At 69.8% G+C, this 18,591-nt stretch carries 15 protein-coding genes; 7 read left to right on the forward strand and 8 right to left on the reverse strand.

From position 1 onward, the window contains the following. Nucleotides 1–5: 5 nt before the first annotated feature. Nucleotides 6–1,034 (forward strand): ABC transporter permease, encoded by a 1,029-nt coding sequence (locus EBE87_RS17095; RefSeq protein WP_120638807.1) that lies wholly within the window; start codon nucleotides 6–8, stop codon nucleotides 1,032–1,034. A gap of 39 nt (nucleotides 1,035–1,073) precedes the next feature. Here EBE87_RS17095 and EBE87_RS17100 read toward each other — a convergent pair whose 3' ends face one another. From EBE87_RS17100 to EBE87_RS17110, 3 genes are all read right to left on the reverse strand, one after another. Further along, nucleotides 1,074–2,642 (reverse strand): ABC transporter substrate-binding protein, encoded by a 1,569-nt coding sequence (locus tag EBE87_RS17100; protein ID WP_120638806.1) that lies wholly within the window; start codon nucleotides 2,640–2,642, stop codon nucleotides 1,074–1,076. A gap of 47 nt (nucleotides 2,643–2,689) precedes the next feature. Next, nucleotides 2,690–4,006 (reverse strand): CapA family protein, encoded by a 1,317-nt coding sequence (locus EBE87_RS17105; RefSeq protein WP_120638805.1) that lies wholly within the window; start codon nucleotides 4,004–4,006, stop codon nucleotides 2,690–2,692. A 287-nt stretch (nucleotides 4,007–4,293) separates the two neighbouring features. Then, complete coding sequence (locus tag EBE87_RS17110) at nucleotides 4,294–4,896, reverse strand: TetR/AcrR family transcriptional regulator (protein ID WP_120638804.1); 603 nt, start codon at nucleotides 4,894–4,896, stop codon at nucleotides 4,294–4,296. Nucleotides 4,897–5,089: 193 nt separating this feature from the next. Between EBE87_RS17110 and EBE87_RS17115 the strand changes: the two genes are divergently transcribed. Genes EBE87_RS17115 through EBE87_RS17125 form a run of 3 tightly spaced genes read left to right on the forward strand, consistent with a single transcriptional unit; the run spans nucleotide 5,090 to nucleotide 8,884 of the window. Next, nucleotides 5,090–5,587: a (2Fe-2S)-binding protein gene (locus EBE87_RS17115; RefSeq protein WP_120638803.1), complete on the forward strand. Its 498-nt coding sequence runs from the start codon at nucleotides 5,090–5,092 to the stop codon at nucleotides 5,585–5,587. Continuing rightward, on the forward strand, nucleotides 5,584–6,642 hold the full coding sequence (locus tag EBE87_RS17120; protein WP_120638802.1) for an FAD binding domain-containing protein: 1,059 nt from the start codon (nucleotides 5,584–5,586) through the stop codon (nucleotides 6,640–6,642). The genes EBE87_RS17115 and EBE87_RS17120 overlap by 4 nt, the downstream gene beginning before the upstream one ends. Beyond that, a complete protein-coding gene (locus EBE87_RS17125; RefSeq protein WP_120638801.1) occupies nucleotides 6,635–8,884 on the forward strand; it encodes a xanthine dehydrogenase family protein molybdopterin-binding subunit in 2,250 nt (749 codons plus the stop codon). The genes EBE87_RS17120 and EBE87_RS17125 overlap by 8 nt, the downstream gene beginning before the upstream one ends. Nucleotides 8,885–8,893: 9 nt before the next feature. Here the strand turns inward: EBE87_RS17125 and EBE87_RS17130 are convergent, their stop codons facing one another. Continuing rightward, nucleotides 8,894–10,735, reverse strand: a complete 1,842-nt coding sequence (locus tag EBE87_RS17130; RefSeq protein WP_120638800.1) for a bifunctional sugar phosphate isomerase/epimerase/4-hydroxyphenylpyruvate dioxygenase family protein — start codon at nucleotides 10,733–10,735, stop codon at nucleotides 8,894–8,896. Nucleotides 10,736–10,749: 14 nt separating this feature from the next. Then, entirely contained in the window at nucleotides 10,750–11,643 is an 894-nt protein-coding gene (locus EBE87_RS17135; RefSeq protein ID WP_233560124.1) for a shikimate dehydrogenase, read from the reverse strand. A gap of 126 nt (nucleotides 11,644–11,769) precedes the next feature. On the opposite strand from EBE87_RS17135, the gene EBE87_RS17140 reads away from it, so the two are divergent. Beyond that, nucleotides 11,770–12,765, forward strand: a complete 996-nt coding sequence (locus EBE87_RS17140; RefSeq protein WP_120639533.1) for a Bug family tripartite tricarboxylate transporter substrate binding protein — start codon at nucleotides 11,770–11,772, stop codon at nucleotides 12,763–12,765. Between the two features lie 125 nt (nucleotides 12,766–12,890). Beyond that, nucleotides 12,891–13,508 (forward strand): TetR/AcrR family transcriptional regulator, encoded by a 618-nt coding sequence (locus tag EBE87_RS17145; protein WP_120639532.1) that lies wholly within the window; start codon nucleotides 12,891–12,893, stop codon nucleotides 13,506–13,508. A gap of 9 nt (nucleotides 13,509–13,517) precedes the next feature. On the opposite strand, the gene EBE87_RS17150 is transcribed toward EBE87_RS17145, so the two are convergent. From EBE87_RS17150 to EBE87_RS17160, 3 genes are all read right to left on the reverse strand, one after another. Further along, the gene (locus EBE87_RS17150; RefSeq protein ID WP_120639531.1) at nucleotides 13,518–14,255 is read right to left on the reverse strand and encodes an IclR family transcriptional regulator; all 738 of its coding nucleotides are present in this window, start codon (nucleotides 14,253–14,255) and stop codon (nucleotides 13,518–13,520) included. A 16-nt stretch (nucleotides 14,256–14,271) separates the two neighbouring features. After that, on the reverse strand, nucleotides 14,272–15,486 hold the full coding sequence (locus EBE87_RS17155; RefSeq protein WP_120639530.1) for a CaiB/BaiF CoA transferase family protein: 1,215 nt from the start codon (nucleotides 15,484–15,486) through the stop codon (nucleotides 14,272–14,274). Nucleotides 15,487–15,653: 167 nt separating this feature from the next. Next, nucleotides 15,654–17,369 carry an alpha-glucosidase gene (locus tag EBE87_RS17160; protein WP_233553321.1) on the reverse strand — a complete coding sequence of 572 codons (1,716 nt, stop codon included), beginning with the start codon at nucleotides 17,367–17,369 and terminating at the stop codon, nucleotides 15,654–15,656. A 266-nt stretch (nucleotides 17,370–17,635) separates the two neighbouring features. Here EBE87_RS17160 and EBE87_RS17165 point away from each other — a divergent pair, with 266 nt between their 5' ends. Beyond that, nucleotides 17,636–18,589, forward strand: coding sequence for a Bug family tripartite tricarboxylate transporter substrate binding protein (locus EBE87_RS17165; protein WP_120639529.1), 954 nt, complete (start codon nucleotides 17,636–17,638; stop codon nucleotides 18,587–18,589). Nucleotides 18,590–18,591 lie beyond the last annotated feature (2 nt).

Raw genomic sequence — 18,591 nt, forward strand, 5'->3', positions numbered from 1 at the left:
GCCTGATGTCCGCACCGCTGACCGATCCCGCCACGCTGCGCCACCCGCTCTGGCTTCGCCTCGGCGGGCAGCTTCGCAACCTGGCGCCCTTTGTCACGCTGATCGCGCTGATCCTGCTCTTCAGCCTGCTCAGCCCTTCCTTCGCGACCCTGAGCAATCTCAGCAACATCCTGCAGCAGGTCTCGATCACCGCCATCATCGCGGTGGGGCTGACCTATGTGATCCTTTGCGCCGAGATCGACCTCAGCGTTGCCAGCGTCGCCAATGCCACCGGCATCCTGCTGGCCTTCTTCACCCTGCAGGATGCCAGCGTAAATATCGCCAATATCCCGCTGCCGGGACCGCTGGCCATGCTGCTGGCGCTGGCCGGCGCGCTGGCGCTGGGCGCCGTCACCGCCTTTGGCGTCACCTGGATCGGCATCCCCTCCTTCATCATGACGCTGGCCATGCTGCAGATCGGCAATGGCATCGGCGCGCTGCTGATACGCGGGCAGATCGCCTACAACGTGCCGGAGTTGATCGTGGTGCTGGGCAGCGGCTCCATCGGGCCGGTGCCCTGGATCGTGCTGGTGGCGGCGCTGGTGCTGCTGGTGGGCCACCTGGTGCTGACCTATACGCGCTTCGGCCGCTACGTCTACATGGTGGGCGGCAACCGCGAGGCGGCGGAGCATTCCGGCGTGGCCGTGAAGGCCGTGGTGGCGGCGGTGATGATGATCTCCGCGCTCTGCTCCGGCATCGCCGGCATGCTGGGCGTGGCCTATTTCGGCAGTGCGCAGCAGAACCAGTTCGACAACTACCTGCTGGATGCCATCTCGGCCGTGGTGGTGGGCGGCACCAGCCTCTTCGGCGGCCAGGGTGGCATCGGCAACACCATTGTCGGCGTGCTGGTGCTGGGCGTGCTGAACAACGGGCTGGACCATATCCGCATGGACAGCTTCTTAAAAATCTTGATCCGCGGTCTGGTGCTGCTGATGGCGCTGGTGATCAATGTCTATGCCCAGCGCCTGCGCAGCCAGCGGCGCGGGGTGGGCTGACGGCGGGGCCCGCCACCGGGCGGGCCCCGCCCTCCGGCCTTACTGGGCCGGGCGCACCATCAGGGCGTTGAAGCGCCGCTCCGGGCGCGAGACGACGTTCAGGCCCTGCCGCACCGCGAAGTCCCAGGTCGGGTGGAAGAGCGGGATGATGGCCTGCTCCTCCATCGCGGCCTCGATGGCCTGGTGCTCCGCCTGGCGGCGCTTTTCGGCATCCATCTCGGTCAGGGCCGCCGTCACCAGCGCATCCACCCGCGCATTGCTGAAGCGGGTGCGGTTCGCCGCGCCCAGGCCGGCCTGGGCGTCATTGGTGTGGATCACCGCCCGCAGCCCGTCGCTGGCCTGATTGACGCCATACTGGGCGGAGAAGGCGCTGTATTCCTGCCGCGTCGCCGCCGCGAAGAAAACCTGGCCCGGAACGCCCTCCACCGTCACGTTCAGCCCGGCACGGGTCCACATCTGCCCGATGGCCTGGGCGATCTGGCCGTCCTTGGGGTAGCGGTCGTTGGTGGAATGCAGGGTCAGGCGGAAGCCGTTCGGATAGCCGGCCTCGCGCAGCAGGGCCTTGGCGCGGTCGGGGTCGAAGGCATCGGGCCGCAGGTTGGGGCTGGTGCCCTCGAACTCGCTGGGCAGGAACTGGCTGGCGGGGGTGGCGGAGCCTTCCATCAGCCGCTCCGTCAGCGCCTCGCGGTTGATCGACAGGGAAAGGGCGCGGCGGACACGCTTGTCCATCAGCGGATTGCCGCGCAGGGCCGGCTGGCCGGGCGCCGCGCTCACGAAGGGGCTCTGCTCGCGCGCCGCGTCCAGGGCGATGTACTGCACGACGCCGGCGGTGCCGCTGACGGAGCGGAAGCGGCTGTCGGAGGAGACGCGCTTCTTGTCCGCGGTGGGGACCAGGTCGATTCCGTCCAGCTCGCCTGCCAGCAGCCCCGCGACGCGGGAAGCGTCGCTCGCGATGGTGCGCAGCTCCACCTGCTCCCAGGGCTCGCGGCCCTGCCAGGAGGCGTCGTTGCGGGAGACGGTCATGGAGATGCCGTTCTCCCAGCGCAGGAAGCGGTAGGGGCCGGTGCCGTTCACCCGCCCGGCATTGAAATCCATGGTGGAGGCCCCGGCGTCCCGCGCCGGGATGATGAAGATCCGCGCGAGGTCGAAGGGCTGCACCGGCGCCGGGGCGCTGGTGATGACGCGGACGGTGTGGTCATCGACCTTCACCACTTCCTTCACCGAGCGGATGAAGGAGGTGAAGAGCGCCGGACTGTTCGGCACATTCGGCACGCGGGCGAGGGTGGCGACCACGTCATCCGCCGTGAAGGGCGTGCCGTCATGGAAGCGCACGTCGCGGCGCAGCTTGAACTCCCAGGTGTGGTTGTCGATCAGGCTCCAGGATTCCGCCAGCGCCGGCTCCAGTTCCAGGCGCTCGTTGATCTGGGTCAGGCCGTCCCAGATCTGCGCATGGGCGGAAGCGGTCGGGAAGCCGTTGAAGAAATGCGGGTCCAGGGTGGTGAGCTGAAGCTTGGTGCCCAGGGTCAGCTTCTGCGCGGCCACCGGCCCGGCTGTGAGCGCCAGCGCGACGGCCGCGGCCGCTGCGAGCGGCCTTGCGATGCGGATCATGATTCTCTCCCTATGGAATGTCTTTGGGGCCGAGGCCCGCTGGCGTCTCAGGCGAGGGCGACGCGGGCCTTGCCCTCGGCGATCTCCATGGTGACTCCGAAGGGCGCGGAGAGCGCGGCGAAACGGCGCAGGATGCTCTGGGCTTCCTCGCCTTCCGCCAGGCGGGGGCGGCCCCGCAGGTGCCGCGCCTCGCCCAGGCCCAGCGTGACGGGATGGATCTCGATGCCGCTCAACCGCCCTTCCGCATAGGTGCAGACCGGCATCACCGTTTCCCAGAAGCGGCGGTCGGAGGGGAAGCCCTTGCGGTCGTCGTCGGTGCGCTGGCGGTAGACGGCGGCGGGCGTCAGCGCGGGGTCGGCGCGGAAGCGCTCGAAGGAATCCATCGGCAGCCGGGCCACCAGCTCGTTCTGCCCGATGAAATTGCCGAGGCTGTAGAAGATCGGCTTGCCGCGGTAGATCTCCATGCCGCGCAGCAGGTGCGGGCCGTGGCCCACCACCATGTCGGCGCCCTCGTCGATCATCTGCCGCGCGAAGGCGACCAGGAATTCCGCCGGGTCCTCCTTGCTGGCGCCCTGCTCATGCGCATGCACGCTGACCATCACCACATCGGAGACGAGGCGCGCCTCGCGCACCCAGCGGGCGATGGCATCGAGGTCCTTCGCCTTGGCCTTGGTCCGCAGCGCCACCTCATCGGCGGCGCTGAAGACGAGGTCGCCCAGCGCCACGGCCTCGGGGTTCTCGAGCGGGAAGCCGAAGCCGAGCTGGATCTTGCTCTGCCGCTGCTTCTCCAGGCCGAGCTGCTCCGCGACTTCCCGCAAGGCGCCAAGCTGCGCGGGCGTCACCTGGTGCACGGTGTCGAAGCGGAGCGGGTTGAGGCCGGGGCGGCCCTGCATCTCCGCGCTCTGCAGCGCCGCTTCCTGGCCCTTGGCGAAGGTGGAGGCGCAGGAGAGCATCGCGACGGTGCCATGCGGATGTTCGCGATAGGCCGGCATCCGCGCCTCGCCCAGATGCTGGCCAATGCCGGCATAAAGGACGCCGCGCCGGTCCAGTTCCTCTTTGGCCGCCAGCAGGCCGGAGATGCTGTAGTCCAGGCAATGGTTGGTGGCGGCGGCGAAGAGATCGAAGCCCGCGTCGACCAGTTCGTCGATCACCCAGGGCGGCGCGGCGAAATGCGAGCCGCCGCTCTCCAGCGCCGGGTCGCCGCGATAGCCATTGGGCAGGCATTCCAGATTGGTGAAGGCCACATCGGCGTCACGCACGATGTCGAAGAGCGGGCGGACCTGCGCATCCGTCAGCGAGCCGAGGCGCCGCATGAGAATGCTGTCGCCCGTCAGGGCGATCCGGAGCGGCGGTCTCGGCGTCATGAAGCAACTTCTCCTGCATTTCTGGACATCGGCTCGATTGGTGAGCTCGGTGGTTTCTTACGGGATAAATTCCATCTCAGCCTAGAGGCCTTGAGCTTGGCCTTTGGAATGATTTGGTGCCGTTATGGCCCGTGAAGGATGGAAGGCGCGCGCCATCGCCAAGCGGCCTTGCGCTCCATGATGGCCGGAGAAATGGAAAAGGCGGAGGGCCAGCGGCGCCTGAAGGCGCGAAACCAGATGCCGGCAGGGTGTCGTGGCGGCTGTCCTGCGCCCGTGGCACGGCGACTTCAGCGTCCCGCCGGCTGAGGCCCCCGTGCCGCGTAGCGCAGCCCGTCGATGAGGACATCAGCCGTCCGCAGCACGTTCCGCCGCCAGTCCGGCGTGTCGTGCATGTAGCACATGCCCACCAGGGCCCGCAGGATCTCCTCGGCGCTGATGTCGCCGCGCATCTCCCCGGCCGAGACGGCGCGCCGCAGCAGGCGGTCCAGCGCGCCCACCATCTGCTCCAGCATGCAGACCGCCAGTTGCGAGGAACTCTGCGCCACGACGGCCAGGGCGGCCGACATGCCCTTCTTCACTGCGACGAAGCCGATCATCGCATGCACCCAGCGGCGCACCGCCTCCACCGGTGCCTCGTTGTCCAGCTGCTCTGCCAGTGCCACCAGCTGCTGCACCTCACGGCGGTAGATCGCCTCGAACAGGGCCTCCCGTGTCGGGAAATGCCGGTAGAGGGTGCCGATGCCGACCTCGGCCTGCCGGGCCACCGCTTCCAGGCTGGCTTCCGCCTCGCCCTGGTTGAACACCTGGGTCGCGGCTTCCAGCAGGCGCTCGCGGTTCCGCTGCGCATCGGCCCGCGGCTTGCGGCCGCTCCTCACCAGTTGATCCGCCATATCCCTCCGACCGCCCTTTGCCGCTTGATAAGCGGAGGGACCCTCCGTATAAACTCTCACATGCCGCTGGGTTCCTCGCGAGAGCCCGGCCTGGCCTGCCTTATCTGGTCCGCACTGAAGGGGCCAGCAAGTTCGCACCACACCAGATCCGCTTTCAGACCTGCCCTGCCACCGCCCTCATCAGGAGCGCCGCATGAGTCTGTCCATCGCCTTGAACGTGAACGGCGTGCCCCGGCAAGTCGAACTGGATGACCCCCGCGTCACCCTGCTCGACCTGTTGCGGGAGCGCCTGCACCTGACCGGAACCAAGAAAGGCTGCGACCGTGGCCAGTGCGGCGCCTGCACCGTGCTGCTGGACGGGCGGCGCATCAATGCCTGCCTGGCCCTGGCGGCCAGCTGCGACGGCGCCGCCGTGCAGACCATCGAGAGCCTGGCCGATGGCCCGGCGCTGCACCCGGTGCAGGCCGCCTTCATCGCCCATGACGCCTTCCAGTGCGGCTACTGCACGCCGGGGCAGATCATGAGCGCCATCGGCCTGATCCAGGAAGCCCAGGCCGGCGACGACCCTGAGCGGGTGCGGGAGGCGATGAGCGGCAATATCTGCCGCTGCGGCGCCTATGCCGGCATCACCGCCGCCGTGCTGGAAGCCCAGGCCCGGCTGGAAAACGCGCAGCGGGAAGAAGCCGCATGAAGCCCTTTGAATATCTGCGCCCCGGCAGCATCGCCGAGGCCCTGGCCGCTGGCGCCGCGCCGGGGGCCGCCTATCTCGCCGGCGGCACCAATCTGCTGGACCTGATGAAGGGCGGCGCCAGCCTGCCGGACCGGCTGGTGGACATCACCCGCCTGCCCGGCCTGGACCGAGTGGAACCCGCCGCCGATGGCGGGCTGCGCATCGGCGCCCTGGTCCGCAACGCCACCCTGGCGCATGACCCCGGCTTCGCCCGCGCCTATCCCGCCGTGGCGGAGGCCCTGCTCTCCGGTGCCTCGGCGCAGTTGCGCAATGCGGCCACGGTGGGCGGCAACCTGGTGCAACGCACGCGCTGCGCCTATTTCTACGACCCCACCAGCGCCTGCAACAAACGCCGGCCCGGCAGCGGCTGCGATGCCCGGGGGGGCGAGAACCGCCTGCATGCCGTGCTGGGCTGGAGCGAGCATTGCATCGCCACCCATCCCTCCGATTTCTGCGTCGCCCTGGCGGCGCTGGGCGCGGTGGTCGAGATCGCCGGCCCGGCCGGCCCGCGTGAGGTGTTGCTGGAGGATTTCCACCGCCTGCCCGGCGATGCGCCCGAGCGCGAGACGGTGCTGGAGCCCGGCGAGCTGGTTACCGCGCTGCGGCTGCCGCCGGATGCGGCGGGCTTCGCCGCCCATGCCCGCTACATCAAGCTGCGGGAAAGGACCTCCTATGCCTTTGCCGTGGTCTCCGCCGCCGCCGCGCTGCGCCTGGAAGGCGGCGTGATCGCAGAGGCACGGCTGGCGCTGGGCGCCGTGGCGCTGAAGCCCTGGCGGGCGCATGGTGCGGAGCGGCTGCTGGTGGGCCGGACGCCGGGCCCGGAAGCCTTCCGCCAAGCCGCTGAACTGGCGCTGGAGGGCGCCACCCCCTCCGGCGACAACGGCTTCAAGATCGAGCTGGCCCGGCGCATCGCCACACGCGCGCTGCTGCTGGCAGCGGCCGGCACGCCGGAGCGTGTGCCGGCACTGCCCGCCTCCCCCTTCTCCCATCCGGTCGGAGTGCCGCTCCATGCCTGATTCAGCCAATATGGCGCCCATGCAACGCCGGCACGGCTCCAGCATCGGCCAGCCGCTGACGCGACAGGACGGTTTCCTGAAGGTCACCGGCACGGCGCGCTACGCCGCCGACAACAACCCGCCCGGCCTGCTGCATGCCGTGCTGGCCACCAGCCGCGTCGCGCGCGGCCGCGTGGCGGCGCTGGATGTCGCGGCCGCCCTGGCGCATCCCGGCGTGGTGGAGGTGATGACACCCGCCAACCGCCCGCCGTTGGCCATCGACCCGGATGAACGGACCAGCCCCTTCGCCTTCAAGCTGGATGTGCTGCAGAACGACCGCATCCGCTATGCCGGCCAGCCCATCGCGGTGGTGATCGCCGAGACGCTGGAAGCCGCGACGGACGGCACCCGCCTGCTCGCGCCGCGCTATGAGACCGAGGCACCGCAGGTTTCGCTGGAAGATGGGGAGCCCTTCACCCCCCCGGTGGTCGGCCCTGGCTACCCGGCGGAGGAGCAGAAGGGCGATGCCGAGGCGGCGCTGGCCGCTGCCGCCCGGCATGTCGAGGCCCGCTACGAAACACCGTCCCAGTACCACAACGCCATGGAGCCGCATGGCATCGTCGCCAGCTGGGATGGTGACCGGCTGACGCTGGATACGCCGACGCAAGGTCTGGCGATAGCACAGATGCGCGCCGCCGAACTGCTCGGCATTCCGGCCGAGCATATCCATATCCGCAGCCCCTTCCTGGGCGGCGGCTTCGGTTCCAAGGGCCTGCTGGCGGGGCCGCAGATGCTGGGCATCCTGGCGGCGCGGCTGGTGGGGCGGCCGGTGAAGCTGGTGCTGCAGCGGCCGCAGATGTACGGCCCGGTCGGCCATCGCGCCGCGACGCGGCAGACACTGCGACTGGGCGTGGATGAGAACGGCGCCCTGCAGGCGATCGACCATCATGTGCTGACCCATTCCAGCCGCTTCGACGATTTCTTCGAACCCGCTGCCGGCGTGTCGCACACGCTCTATGCGAGCCCGGCCATCCGCACGCGGCACGAGGCGGTGCGGCTGGATGTCGGCACGCCGATGTTCATGCGCGCGCCCGGCGAGGCCAGCGGCAGCATCGCGCTGGAAAGCGCGATCGACGAGATGGCCTGGGCCTGCGGCATGGACCCGCTGGCCTTCCGGCTGAAGAACTACGCCGAGGTGGAGCCGATCTCCGGCAAGCCCTTCTCCTCCAAGGCGCTGCGGGACTGCTACGCGCAGGGGGCGGAGCGCTTCGGCTGGGCCACCCGCCCGCTGGCGCCTCGGCAGATGCGGGACGAGGCTGGCTTCCTGGTCGGCTGGGGTGTCGGCACCGCCACCTTCCCGGCCCTGATGTTCCAGGCGCAGGCGCGCGCCGTGCTGCGGCAGGATGGCAGCGGCGTGGTGGAAACCGGCGCGCATGACATGGGCCAGGGCGCCTGGACGGCCCTGGCGCAGATTGCCGCCGATGGGCTCGCCCTGCCGCTGGAGCGGGTGGAATTCCATGCCGGCGATTCCCGCCTGCCGGATGCCGGCATCGCGGGTGGCTCCGGCCATACCGCCACGGCCGGCATGGCCATCCATGGCGCCGGCGCGGATGTTGTCGCGAAGCTGGCGGCGCTGGCGATGGATGACGAGCGCTCGCCGCTTTTCGGCGCCCATAACGCCGGGGTGGTGGCGCGCGGCGGGCGGCTGCACCGGCGGGACGATGAAAGCCGCAGCGACAGCTACGAGGACATCCTGCAGCGCGCCGGCCTGGCCGAGATCGAAGGGCGCGGCAGCAGCGCCTCCGACCCCGCGGCGCAGGCGGCCTATGCCATGCATGCGCATGGCGCCGTCTTCGCCGAGGTGAAGGTGGACCCGGAACTCGGGCAGGTGCGGGTGACACGGATGGTGGGCGCCTTCGCCGCCGGGACCATCATCAATCCGCGCATGGTGCAGAGCCAGTACTACGGCGGGATGATCTGGGGGCTGTCCTTTGCCCTGCTGGAGGGGGCGGCCATGGACCACCGCAGCGGCCGCGTCATGAATGGCGACCTCGCCGAATACCACGTGCCGGTGAATGCCGACGTGCCCTCGGTGGAGGCCATCCTGGTCGAGGAGCGCGACCCGCATGTCAATGCGCTCGGCATCAAGGGCGTGGGGGAGATCGGCATCACCGGCTCCGCCGGGGCCATCGCCAATGCCGTCTGGCATGCCACCGGCAGGCGGGTGCGGCGCTTCCCGGTGAGCCTCGACCAGTTGTTGTGACGGCGGCGCTCAGCGCGCCTGCGCCGCCATCCGCACCGCGGCATTGGCGGCGCCGAAGCCGGTGGCGCCGCGCCGCTCGATGATCTCGAAGAAGAAGCGGCTTTCGAAAGCCCTTGAGTAAACGTGGAAGAGTTCGCCGCCGGCATCGCGGTCATAAAGCACGTCGTGCCGGCGCAGCTCTTCCAGCAGCGGCTCCTCCAGCCCCCACCGGGCGGCGAGGTCGTCATAGTAGTTGGGCGGGATCGGCAGGGTGGCGAAGCCGCCGTCCCGCAGCCGCCGCACCGCCTCGAAGAGATCCGTGGTCTCGAAGGCGATGTGGTGCACGCCCGCGCCGGCGAAGGCGGTGAGGAAGCGGCCGGTGGTGGTGTTGCGGCTTTCCGAGATGTTCAGCGGCAGCCGCAGCGCGCCATCGGCGCTGACCATGGCGCGGCTGCGGATCAGCCCCTGCGGGTCGGCGATCTCCAGGATCGGCTGCGGCTCCAGCCCGAAGACGGCGCGCCAGAACAGCACGAAGCTGTCCATGCTGCCGGTGGGCAGGGCATGGGCGACATGGTCCACCCGGGCCAGCGGCCCTTCGGCACCGTGCGGCAGCGGCAGGAAATCGTCTTCCCAAGAGGTGGCGGCCTCGGCCTCGTCGATCAGCAGCACCAGCGTTCCGTCGGAGGCGCGGATGCCGGCCAGGGGCCATTCATCCGGCCGCCGCCGTTCCTGCCATTCGGAACAGAAGAGCGCGCGGGCGCGTTCCAGCGCGCGGGCGGCATCGTCCACCCGCACCGCCATGGCGCAGACGGAAGGGCCGTGCAGCTGGAAATGCTCGGCGGCGGCGCTGTCCTGCTCACTGTTCAGCACCAGGCTGACATCGCCCTGGCGGTAGAGCAGCACATCCTTGCTGCGGTGCTGCCCTTCCAGGCGGAAGCCCAGGGTTTCCAGGAAGGTCGCCAGCTTGGCGCGCGCCGCCGGGTCCACGGCGAATTCCAGAAAGGCGAAGCCGCTGCTGCGCGGCGGCGCCGGCAGCTCCAGCACCCCGGCCTGCGCCTCCGCCAAGACCAGCGACCGCAGCCCGTCACGCGCGTTCAACCGCGCCGGCGCCGAGCGGAACTCGTCGTTGAAGACTTCCAGCGAAATGGGGCCGCGATAGCCGGAGCGCACCACCGCGCCGAGGAAGCCGCCCACATCCAGCTCGCCCTGGCCAGGGAAATTCCGGAAGTGCCGGCTCCAGGAGAGCACATCCATGCTCAGGCGCGGCGCATCGGCCAGTTGCACGAAGAACAGCTTCTCCGCCGGAACATCGGCGATGCCGGCGGGATCGTCGCCGATGGAGAGCGTGTGGAAGCTGTCCACGATCAGGCCCAGGGAATCATGCCCCGCTTCCCGCACGATCTTCCAGGCATGGCCCCAGCGGCGCACATGCCGGCCCCAGGCCAGGGCCTCGTAGCCGACGCGCAGGCCCCGGCGGGCGGCGCGCTCGGCCATTTCCTCCAGGTCGGCGGCGGCGCGGGCGTCATCGTCGATAGCGGCTTCCTGCACATTGCTGCAGACCAGCACGAGGTCGGTGCCCAGCGCCTGCATCACGTCGAACTTGCGCTCGGCACGGTCCATGTTGCGGGCGCGCTGCGGCTCCGGCATGGCCTCAAAATCGCGGAAGGGCTGGAAGAGGGTGATGGCGAGGCCGAGCCCTTCCGCCACGCGGCGCACATCGGCGGGGGAGCCGTCGAAGGTCAGCAGGTCGTTCTCGAAGATCTCGACCCCGTCGAATCCGGCCGCCGCGGCGGCTTCCAGCTTGTCCAGCAATGTGCCGCTGAGGCAGACCGTGGCGATGGAGCGGGGGAAGCGGCGCGCGGCATTCGGCATCGGGACGGTTCCGCCTATCGGTCGAAGGAAAGAAAGGTTTCGGTCATGCGCGCCGCGTCCGGCTCACGCCTGGTGAAGTGGCGGAAGGCATCGGCGGCCTGGAAGACCGCCATGCCGCCGCCATGCGCGGTGCGGCAGCCCAGGGCGCGGGCGGCGCGCAGCAGCGCCGTTTCCAGCGGGAAATAGACGATCTCGGCCACCCAGAGAGCCGGGTGCAGCCATTCGGCCGGCAACGGCAGGCCGGGATGCTCGGCGGTGCCGGTGGGGGTGGCATGGATCAGCCCGTCGGCCGCCGCGAGTGCGGCCTTCAGCTCGCCGCCCGCCTGGGCACGGCCGGGGCCGAAACGCGCGACCAGGCTGGCCGCCAGGGCCTCCGCCCGCGCGGGGTCCTGGTCGAAGAGATGCAATTGCCCGGCACCCAGCCGCAGCGCCGCATGCGCCACGGCCGCGCCCGCGCCGCCGGCGCCAAGCTGCACCGCGCGGCCCAGCGGCACCCCCGGCAGTTGCCGCCGGAAGCTTTCGGCGAAGCCAGAGGCATCGGTGTTGTGGCCGATCCGCCGGCCTTCCCGCAGCACCACGGTATTCACCGCGCCCAGTTCCCGCGCTTCGTCGGAGAGTTCGTGCAGATGCGGGATCACCTCCTGCTTGCAGGGATAGGTGATGTTGAGGCCGCTGAAGCCCATCCGCTCGGCGGCGGTCAGCAGTTCCGGCAGCGCATCCGGCCCCAGCCGCAACTGGTCGAGGTCGATCAGCCGGTAGAGCGTGTTGAAGCCCTGGGCGGCGCCTTCCGCCTCATGCATCGCGGGGGTGCGGGAGAGCTGGATGCCGGCGCCGATCAGCCCCAGCAGCAGTTGCGGGCGACTGACGCGGGCCGTGATGGAGGCGGGCTGCGGGCTGCTGTCTGGCACGATCGTGGTCCGGATTTTCTGGCTTGCCAAATTCATGAACTAACTAGTACGTACTCGTCAACGCGATTGAATGTCGCGGCGTGATGCGGACCAGATGCCGTATCCAGGGAAACAAGGAACGTTCCGATGAATCGACGTCAGCTTGGCGGCGCTGCCCTGGCCGCCCTTGCCGCTTCTACTGGCCTGGTGCCGCGCGGCGCCGCGCGGGCGCAGGGCGCCGGCAGCTATCCCGAACGCCCGGTGACCATCGTGGTCTCCTGGGCCCCAGGCGGCTCCACCGATTTCGTCGGCCGCCTGCTGGCGCAGCAGATGTCCAAGGAACTCGGCCAGCAGGTGGTGGTGGAGAACCGCGCCGGCGCTTCCGGCACCATCGGTCATCTCTATGTCGCCCGCGCGCGGCCGGATGGCTACACGCTGCTGATGGGCGTCAACAGCACCTATGCCATGGCGACGCATCTCTTCCCGCAGAAGGGCTATGACGACGCCAAGAGCTTCACGCCGATCGGCCGCATCGCCGAGACGCCGATCTTCCTCTGCGTCCGGCCGCAGCTGGGCATCAAGACGGTGCAGGAGCTGGTCGCCCGCGCCAAGGCGGAGCCGGGCAAGCTGAGCTACGCTTCCTCCGGCGCCGGTTCCTCCGCGCATCTGGCCACCGAGCTCTTCCTGAAGATGGCGGACATCAACGTGATGAACGTCACCTATCGCGGCGGCGCGCCGGCGGTGCAGGCGCTGCTGGCCGGCGACGTGCAGATGGCCTTCGTGGATGCCGTGACGGCGCTGCCGCTGATCCAGTCCAAGGAGGCGCTGGCCATCGGCGTCAGCAGCCTGCAGCGCAACCCGCTGGTGCCGGAGATCCCCACCATCGCGGAATCCGGCCTGCCGGGCTTCGAGTGCTCCTCGCAATTCGCGCTGCTGGCCCCGGCCGGCACGCCGGAGCCGATCGTGCGCAAGCTGCACGCGGCCCTGACCGCCGCGATGAAGGATGAAGGGGTGCTGGCCCGCCTGCGGCAGGCCTCCAACTTCCCGACCCCCAGCGCGCCCGAGGAATTCCCCGCCTATCTGGCGGCCGAGAGCGCCAAGTGGGGCGAGGTCATCCGCACCCGCGGCATCACCGCGGAGTAAGCCGCGTGGCGCCGGCGCGACAGCCAGCGTCCCCGGTGGTATCCTGCGGCTTTGTGCCCGCCGCAGGATACCCCCCGTTGCCGCCAGAGCAGGACCCCCCGCCCCCTTCCCGCCGCTCCCGGAAAATGGACGCGGAGCGGACGCGGCAGGAGATCCTGCGGGTGGCGCGGGAGGAATTCGCCGAGCACGGGCTCAGCGGCGCCCGCGTGGATGCCATCGCCGCGCGCACCCAGACCTCCAAGCGGATGATCTACTACTACTTCGGCAGCAAGGAGGGCCTGTACCTGGAGGTGCTGGGCCAGGCCTATGCCGGCATCCGCGCGCTGGAGCGGGAGCTGGACCTGCAATCCCTCTCCCCGCTGGATGCCATCCGGCGCATCGCCGAATTCACCCTCGACTACCATGACGAGCACCCGGATTTCGTGCGCCTCGTCAGCATCGAGAATATCCACCACGGCCGCTACATCGCGCAGTCCGAGATCATCCGGAACCTCAACAGCACGGTGATCGAGGTGCTGGGCGCCATCCTGCGGCGCGGGGAGCGGGAGGGGCTGTTCAAGCCCGGCATTGACCCGGTGGACGTGCACCTGATGATGAGCGCGGTGAGCTTCTACCGCGTCTCCAACCGCCACACCTTCGGCCGCCTCTTCGGGCGCGACCTGGAGGATGCCGGCCTCAAGCAGCGCCACAAGCAGATGCTGGGGGATGCGGTGCTGGGCTATGTGCTGCGCGGGGCGGGCTGAAGCGCGCCGTCAGACCATCCGGCTCAGCGCGCGCGCCGCTTCCAGCACCGGGCCGATGAAGGCCTCCTGGTAGCGGTTGCCCGGCATGGTCAGCGTCACGGCGGCGGCCAGGGTGCCATCGGCGTGGAAGACGGGGGCGGAGATGCCGGCCACTTCCGCGAGCCGGTCCCCCACCGCGGCGTGGTAGCCGCGCTGGCGGATCTGGGCGAGCAGCTCCCGCTCCTCCGGCTCCAGCGGCAGCAAGGGCGCGGAGAAGGCCAGCAGGACCCGCCCGCCGGTGCCGCTGCGCAGCGGCAGGATGTCGCCGGCCCGGATATGGTCGCGGATGGGATGCGGCGAATCCACCCGGTAGAGGCAGACCCGCACCGCCTCCGCCCCGCTGCCCTTCAGCACATGGTAGGCGGCGCTTTCCCCGGTGCGCCGCACCAGTTCCTCCAGCACCGGCAGCACCGCGCGGTCCAGCCGGAAGGAGGCAGCATAGGCGGCATGGAGCCGGCCGCAGGCGGCCCCCAGGCAATAGGTGCCATCCGGCAGGCGCTGCACGAATTGCGCATGTTCCAGCGAGGCCAGGAGCCGCAGCGTGGTGCTCTTGTAGAGGCCGGTGCGCGCGGCCAGCTCGGCCAGGCCCTGCTGCGGCCTCTCCGGGGTAAAGGCGTTCAGGATGCTGAGCGCGCGGTCCACCGCCGCCGTGCCGCCGGGGGCGGCATTCGCCTCGGCACTGGATTGGCGCTGGGATTTCTTCGGCATGGCGAAGGGGCGGTGCCTAGACCACGCCGTCCTGGCGCAGCCGCGCGATCTCGGCCGCGTCATAGCCAAGCTGCGCGAGCCAGCGGTCCGTATCGGCCGAGAGCTGCGGCGCCGGCGCCTGCGGGGCCGGATTGGCATCGCCGAAGCGGAAGCCGGCGCGAGTGACGCGCTGCACCCCATCCGGGGCCTGGAATTCCGTCACGAAGCCCCGCTCCCGCAGCTGCGGCTGTTGCATCACCTCCGGCACGCTCAGCACACGCCCGGCAGGCACGCCGGCGGCGACCAGCAGCGCCTCCCATTCCGCGGCGCCGCGGGCGGCCAGGGCCGCCTCCACCGCCTCGGTCAGCGCGGCGCGGTTGACCTTGCGCGCCTGCCGCGCCGCGAAGCGCGGATCGGTGACCAGATCTTCCCGCCCGATCAGGCCGCACAGGGCGGCGTATTGCCGGTCCTCGTTGGCGGCGATGTTCAGCAGCCCGTCGCCGGTGCGGAAGGTGCCGGAAGGGGCGGCGGTGAAATTGTCGTTGCCCATGGGCACCGGGTCGACGCCGGCATTCAGATGGTTCGAGACCACCCAGCCCATGCTGGCCAGGGTCGCCTCCAGCATCGAGACATCCAGATACCGCCCCTGCCCCGTGGCGCGCGCGCCGAACAACGCCGAGACGACCGCGAAGGCGGCGGTCAGGCCCCCGGTGGTGTCGCTGACGGGGTAGCCCACGCGCAGCGGAGCGGATTGCGCGTCGCCGGTGACGCTCATCACCCCCGAGATGCCCTGGACGATCTGGTCATAGGCCGGGCGCCCCGCCATCGGCCCATCGGCGCCGAAGCCGGAGATGGCGCAATAGACCAGGGAAGGCCGCCATTCCGACAGCACGCCCCAGCCGAGGCCCAGGCGGTCCATGACGCCGGGGCGGAAATTCTCCACCACCGCATCGGCGGTGCCGACGAAGCGGCGGAAGGCTTCCTTGCCCTGCGGATGCTTCAGGTCGAGCGTCACCGACTGCTTGCCCGCATTCACCGCCACGAAGGAGGCGCCCATGCCGCGCGCCGCGGACTCGGGGTCGGCGCCCAGGCGGCGCGCCAGGTCGCCACGGCCGGGCTGCTCGATCTTCACCACCTCTGCGCCCGTCAGGGAGAGCAGGTAGGTGCAGAAGGGACCGGCCAGCACATTGGTCAGGTCCAGCACGCGCAGGCCGGAAAGCGGCAGGGCGGCGGGTTCGGAGCGTTCGTTCATAGCCTTGGTCCCTGCACCGGGAGGCGGCGCCACAGGCCTATCCGCTCCCATCCATCGCTGTTCTGTTGTTCAGAACGGCGTTGCATGCATGAGAACCGAAAGGCCTGTGAGGGTCAAGGCGGGCAGAGCAACGGCGGAGAGGCCATCTCCCGGGACCGCCGTGCCCGCTATCCCTGTGCGGGGCGGCTCGTGTGGCAGATCAGCACCCCGCAAGGCCCAAGCCTTATCTGGCCGCGGCCACCATCATCCCGCAGTTGCGCCGCATGGCTCCAGGCCGGTTCCAGCCTTTCCTCGAAGGACAGTTCCAGTTCCTGCGGCTCCATGCTCAGGTTGAAGATGCAGAGCAGGGCCTCGTCGCCCAGCAGGCGCCGGAAACACACCAGCGGCGCCGGCGTCTCGACATGCTCCACCGTGCCCTGGACCATCGCGGGGTGGTTCTGCCGGAACTGCAGGAAAGCCCGCCAGGCATTCAGTGTCGAGCCGGCCTCCCCTGCCTGGGCATCGACGGCGAGGGTCCGGTGCGCTTCCGGCAGGGGCAGCCAGGGCCGTGTTTCGGAGAAGCCGAGATGCGCGCCATGCCGCCGCCAGGGCATGGGGGTGCGGCTGCCGTCGCGCCCCTTATAATCCGGCCAGAAGGCGATGCCGAAGGGGTCCCGCAGGTCCTCCTGGCGGAGTTCCGCTTCCGGCAGGCCGAGTTCCTCGCCCTGATAGATGCAGATGCTGCCGCGCAGGCTCAGCAGCAGGGCCATCAGCAGGCGCAGGAATTCCGGCCGGGGCTGGCCCGGCGGCTCCCCGGCAGGGCCCCAGCGGGAGGCCACCCGCTCCACGTCATGATTGCTGAAGGACCAGCAGGGCCAGCTATCCTGATGCTCCGTCATCCAGCGCAGCGTGGAGATGACGGTCTCATGGCTCAGGTTGCCCTTCATGAAGCGAAGGGTATAGGCCATGTCGAACATGCCCTCGCCGGTGTAGCGCCGCAGCCGGTCGAAGGCGCCATCCTGGCTTGAGACCTCGGCCAGCGTCGTCGTGCCCGGATATTCGTCCTGCAGGCCGCGGATGCTGCGGATGACCTCCAGCGTGTGCGGATGCAGCAGGTCGTGCTGGTGTAACTGCATGCCGAAGGGCTTGGCGGGGATGGGCTGGCCCGGCTGATGGGCGCTGGGATTGTTCCGCAGCTCCGGGTCGTGGCACATCCAGTCCACGGCATCGAGGCGGAAGCCATCCACGCCCCGGTCCAGCCAGAAGCGGCCGGCCTCCAGCAGCGCCTCCACGACCACCGGGTTGTGCAGGTTGAAGGCGGGCTGGCTGCTGAGGAAATGGTGCAGGTAATACTGGCGGCGGCGGGGCTCCCAGCTCCAGGCCGGGCCGCCGAAGACCGATAGCCAGTTGGTCGGCGCCGTGCCGTCCGGCGCGGGGTCGGCCCAGACATACCAGTCGGCCCTGGAATTGTGGCGGGAGGCGCGGCTTTCCAGGAACCACGGGTGCTGGTTGCTGGAATGCGACCAGACCTGGTCCATCAGCACCTTCAGCCCAAGCTGGTGCGCCCGGGCCAGGACGCGGTCGAAATCCTCCAGCGTGCCGAAGAGCGGATCGACGTCGCAGTAATCGGAGACATCGTAGCCATAGTCTTCCTGCGGCGAGCGCTGGAAGGGCGAGATCCAGATGGCATCGACACCCAGATCGGCGATGTAATCCAGCTTTCCGAGCAGGCCGGGCAGGTCGCCGATGCCGTCGCCATTCCCGTCGGCGAAGCTGCGGGGATAGACCTGATAGATCACCGCCCCGCGCCACCAATCCGCCGAAAGTCCGGGCCGGGAGAGAAGCTGGTCAGCCTGCAGCAAGCGGAATTCAGGCGTATCGAAGCCAACGGTGGCGTGGTTCAAAAGACGGTTCCTCACCCCTGCCCAAGAATCACTGGCGACTTGGCCGAGGGGCAGCCTTGTCGGTTTAGGGAAACGGACGCGTCAGGGTCAATCACATTCTCACGGTTTCGTGAGCGTTAGGAAATCAGCCACTGCGGGATAAAGGAGGCCCTTTGGCGGCAACGCGTTAGCATCTGCCGGGCGGCACCGCGATCTGCTATGGCAGATCTTCTCAGGACGGCGCAGCTCGCCTAGCCTGCAAGGCATAATCACGGGAGAAACGCGCCATGCTGCGCCTCGCGGCCTTGCTCTTCTGCGGGCTGATCAGCGTCGCCCAGGCCCAATTGCCGGACCGACCCGTCCGCATCGTCCTGCCCTCGCCGCCCGGCGGTACGGCGGATATCGTCGCCCGCCTGCTCGCCGAGACCGCCGCGCCGCATCTCGCCAAAGGCGTGGTGGTGGACAACAAGCCCGGCGCCAATGGCAATATCGCCCTGGCCGAGGCCGCGCGCGCGGCACCGGACGGCAGCACCCTCTTCCTGTGCGCCTTCGGCCCCTGCGGCGCCAATCCCTCGTTGTATCCGCAGCAAGGCTTCGACCTGCGGAAGGATTTCGCCGGGCTCATCCTGGTCGGCACCGTGCAGAATGTCATGACCGTGCGGCCCGGCCTGCCGGCGGCGACGCTGCAGGAGGTGCTGGCGCTGGTGAAGGCGCGGCCAGGGGCGGTCAGCTTCGCTTCCTCCGGCGTCGGGGCCTCGAACCACCTGGGGCCCGAGATGCTGCGCGGCCGCTTCGGGCTGGACTGGGTGCATGTGCCCTATCGCGGCTCCGGCCCCGCGACCACCGACCTGATCGCGGGCAATGTCGATGTCTTCTTCGACAATGTCCCCTCCATCCTGCCGCATCTGCGCAGCGGCGCGGTGCGGCCCATCGCCGTGCTGTCGGCGCAGCGCGCGCCGGAACTGCCGGAGGTCCCGACCTTCGCCGAAGCCGGCGTGCCGGGCGTGGTGATCGAAAGCTGGTTCGGCCTGATCGCGCCGGCGCAGGTGCCCGCCGGCACCCTGGCCAGCCTCAACGCCGCCTTCGGCAAGGCGCTGGCCAACCCGGCGCTCCGCCGCCGCTTCACCGAGCTGGGCGTGGCGCCGCTGGGCGGCAGCACGCAACAGGCCACCGACCACATGCATGCGGAGATCGCCCGCTGGGCCGAGGTGATCCGCCAGAACGGCATCCGCGCGGAGTGACG

It is taken from the genome of Teichococcus wenyumeiae (genome assembly GCF_003696345.1).
GTDB classification, from domain to species: domain Bacteria; phylum Pseudomonadota; class Alphaproteobacteria; order Acetobacterales; family Acetobacteraceae; genus Pseudoroseomonas; species Pseudoroseomonas wenyumeiae.

Coding starts and splice junctions, on each gene's coding strand:
- EBE87_RS17095 (WP_120638807.1), top strand. CDS start 6: ATGTCCGCACCGCTGACCGATCCCGCCACGCTGCGCCACCCGCTCTGG.
- EBE87_RS17100 (WP_120638806.1), bottom strand. CDS start 2,642: ATGATCCGCATCGCAAGGCCGCTCGCAGCGGCCGCGGCCGTCGCGCTG.
- EBE87_RS17105 (WP_120638805.1), bottom strand. CDS start 4,006: ATGACGCCGAGACCGCCGCTCCGGATCGCCCTGACGGGCGACAGCATT.
- EBE87_RS17110 (WP_120638804.1), bottom strand. CDS start 4,896: ATGGCGGATCAACTGGTGAGGAGCGGCCGCAAGCCGCGGGCCGATGCG.
- EBE87_RS17115 (WP_120638803.1), top strand. CDS start 5,090: ATGAGTCTGTCCATCGCCTTGAACGTGAACGGCGTGCCCCGGCAAGTC.
- EBE87_RS17120 (WP_120638802.1), top strand. CDS start 5,584: ATGAAGCCCTTTGAATATCTGCGCCCCGGCAGCATCGCCGAGGCCCTG.
- EBE87_RS17125 (WP_120638801.1), top strand. CDS start 6,635: ATGCCTGATTCAGCCAATATGGCGCCCATGCAACGCCGGCACGGCTCC.
- EBE87_RS17130 (WP_120638800.1), bottom strand. CDS start 10,735: ATGCCGAATGCCGCGCGCCGCTTCCCCCGCTCCATCGCCACGGTCTGC.
- EBE87_RS17140 (WP_120639533.1), top strand. CDS start 11,770: ATGAATCGACGTCAGCTTGGCGGCGCTGCCCTGGCCGCCCTTGCCGCT.
- EBE87_RS17145 (WP_120639532.1), top strand. CDS start 12,891: ATGGACGCGGAGCGGACGCGGCAGGAGATCCTGCGGGTGGCGCGGGAG.
- EBE87_RS17150 (WP_120639531.1), bottom strand. CDS start 14,255: ATGCCGAAGAAATCCCAGCGCCAATCCAGTGCCGAGGCGAATGCCGCC.
- EBE87_RS17155 (WP_120639530.1), bottom strand. CDS start 15,486: ATGAACGAACGCTCCGAACCCGCCGCCCTGCCGCTTTCCGGCCTGCGC.
- EBE87_RS17165 (WP_120639529.1), top strand. CDS start 17,636: ATGCTGCGCCTCGCGGCCTTGCTCTTCTGCGGGCTGATCAGCGTCGCC.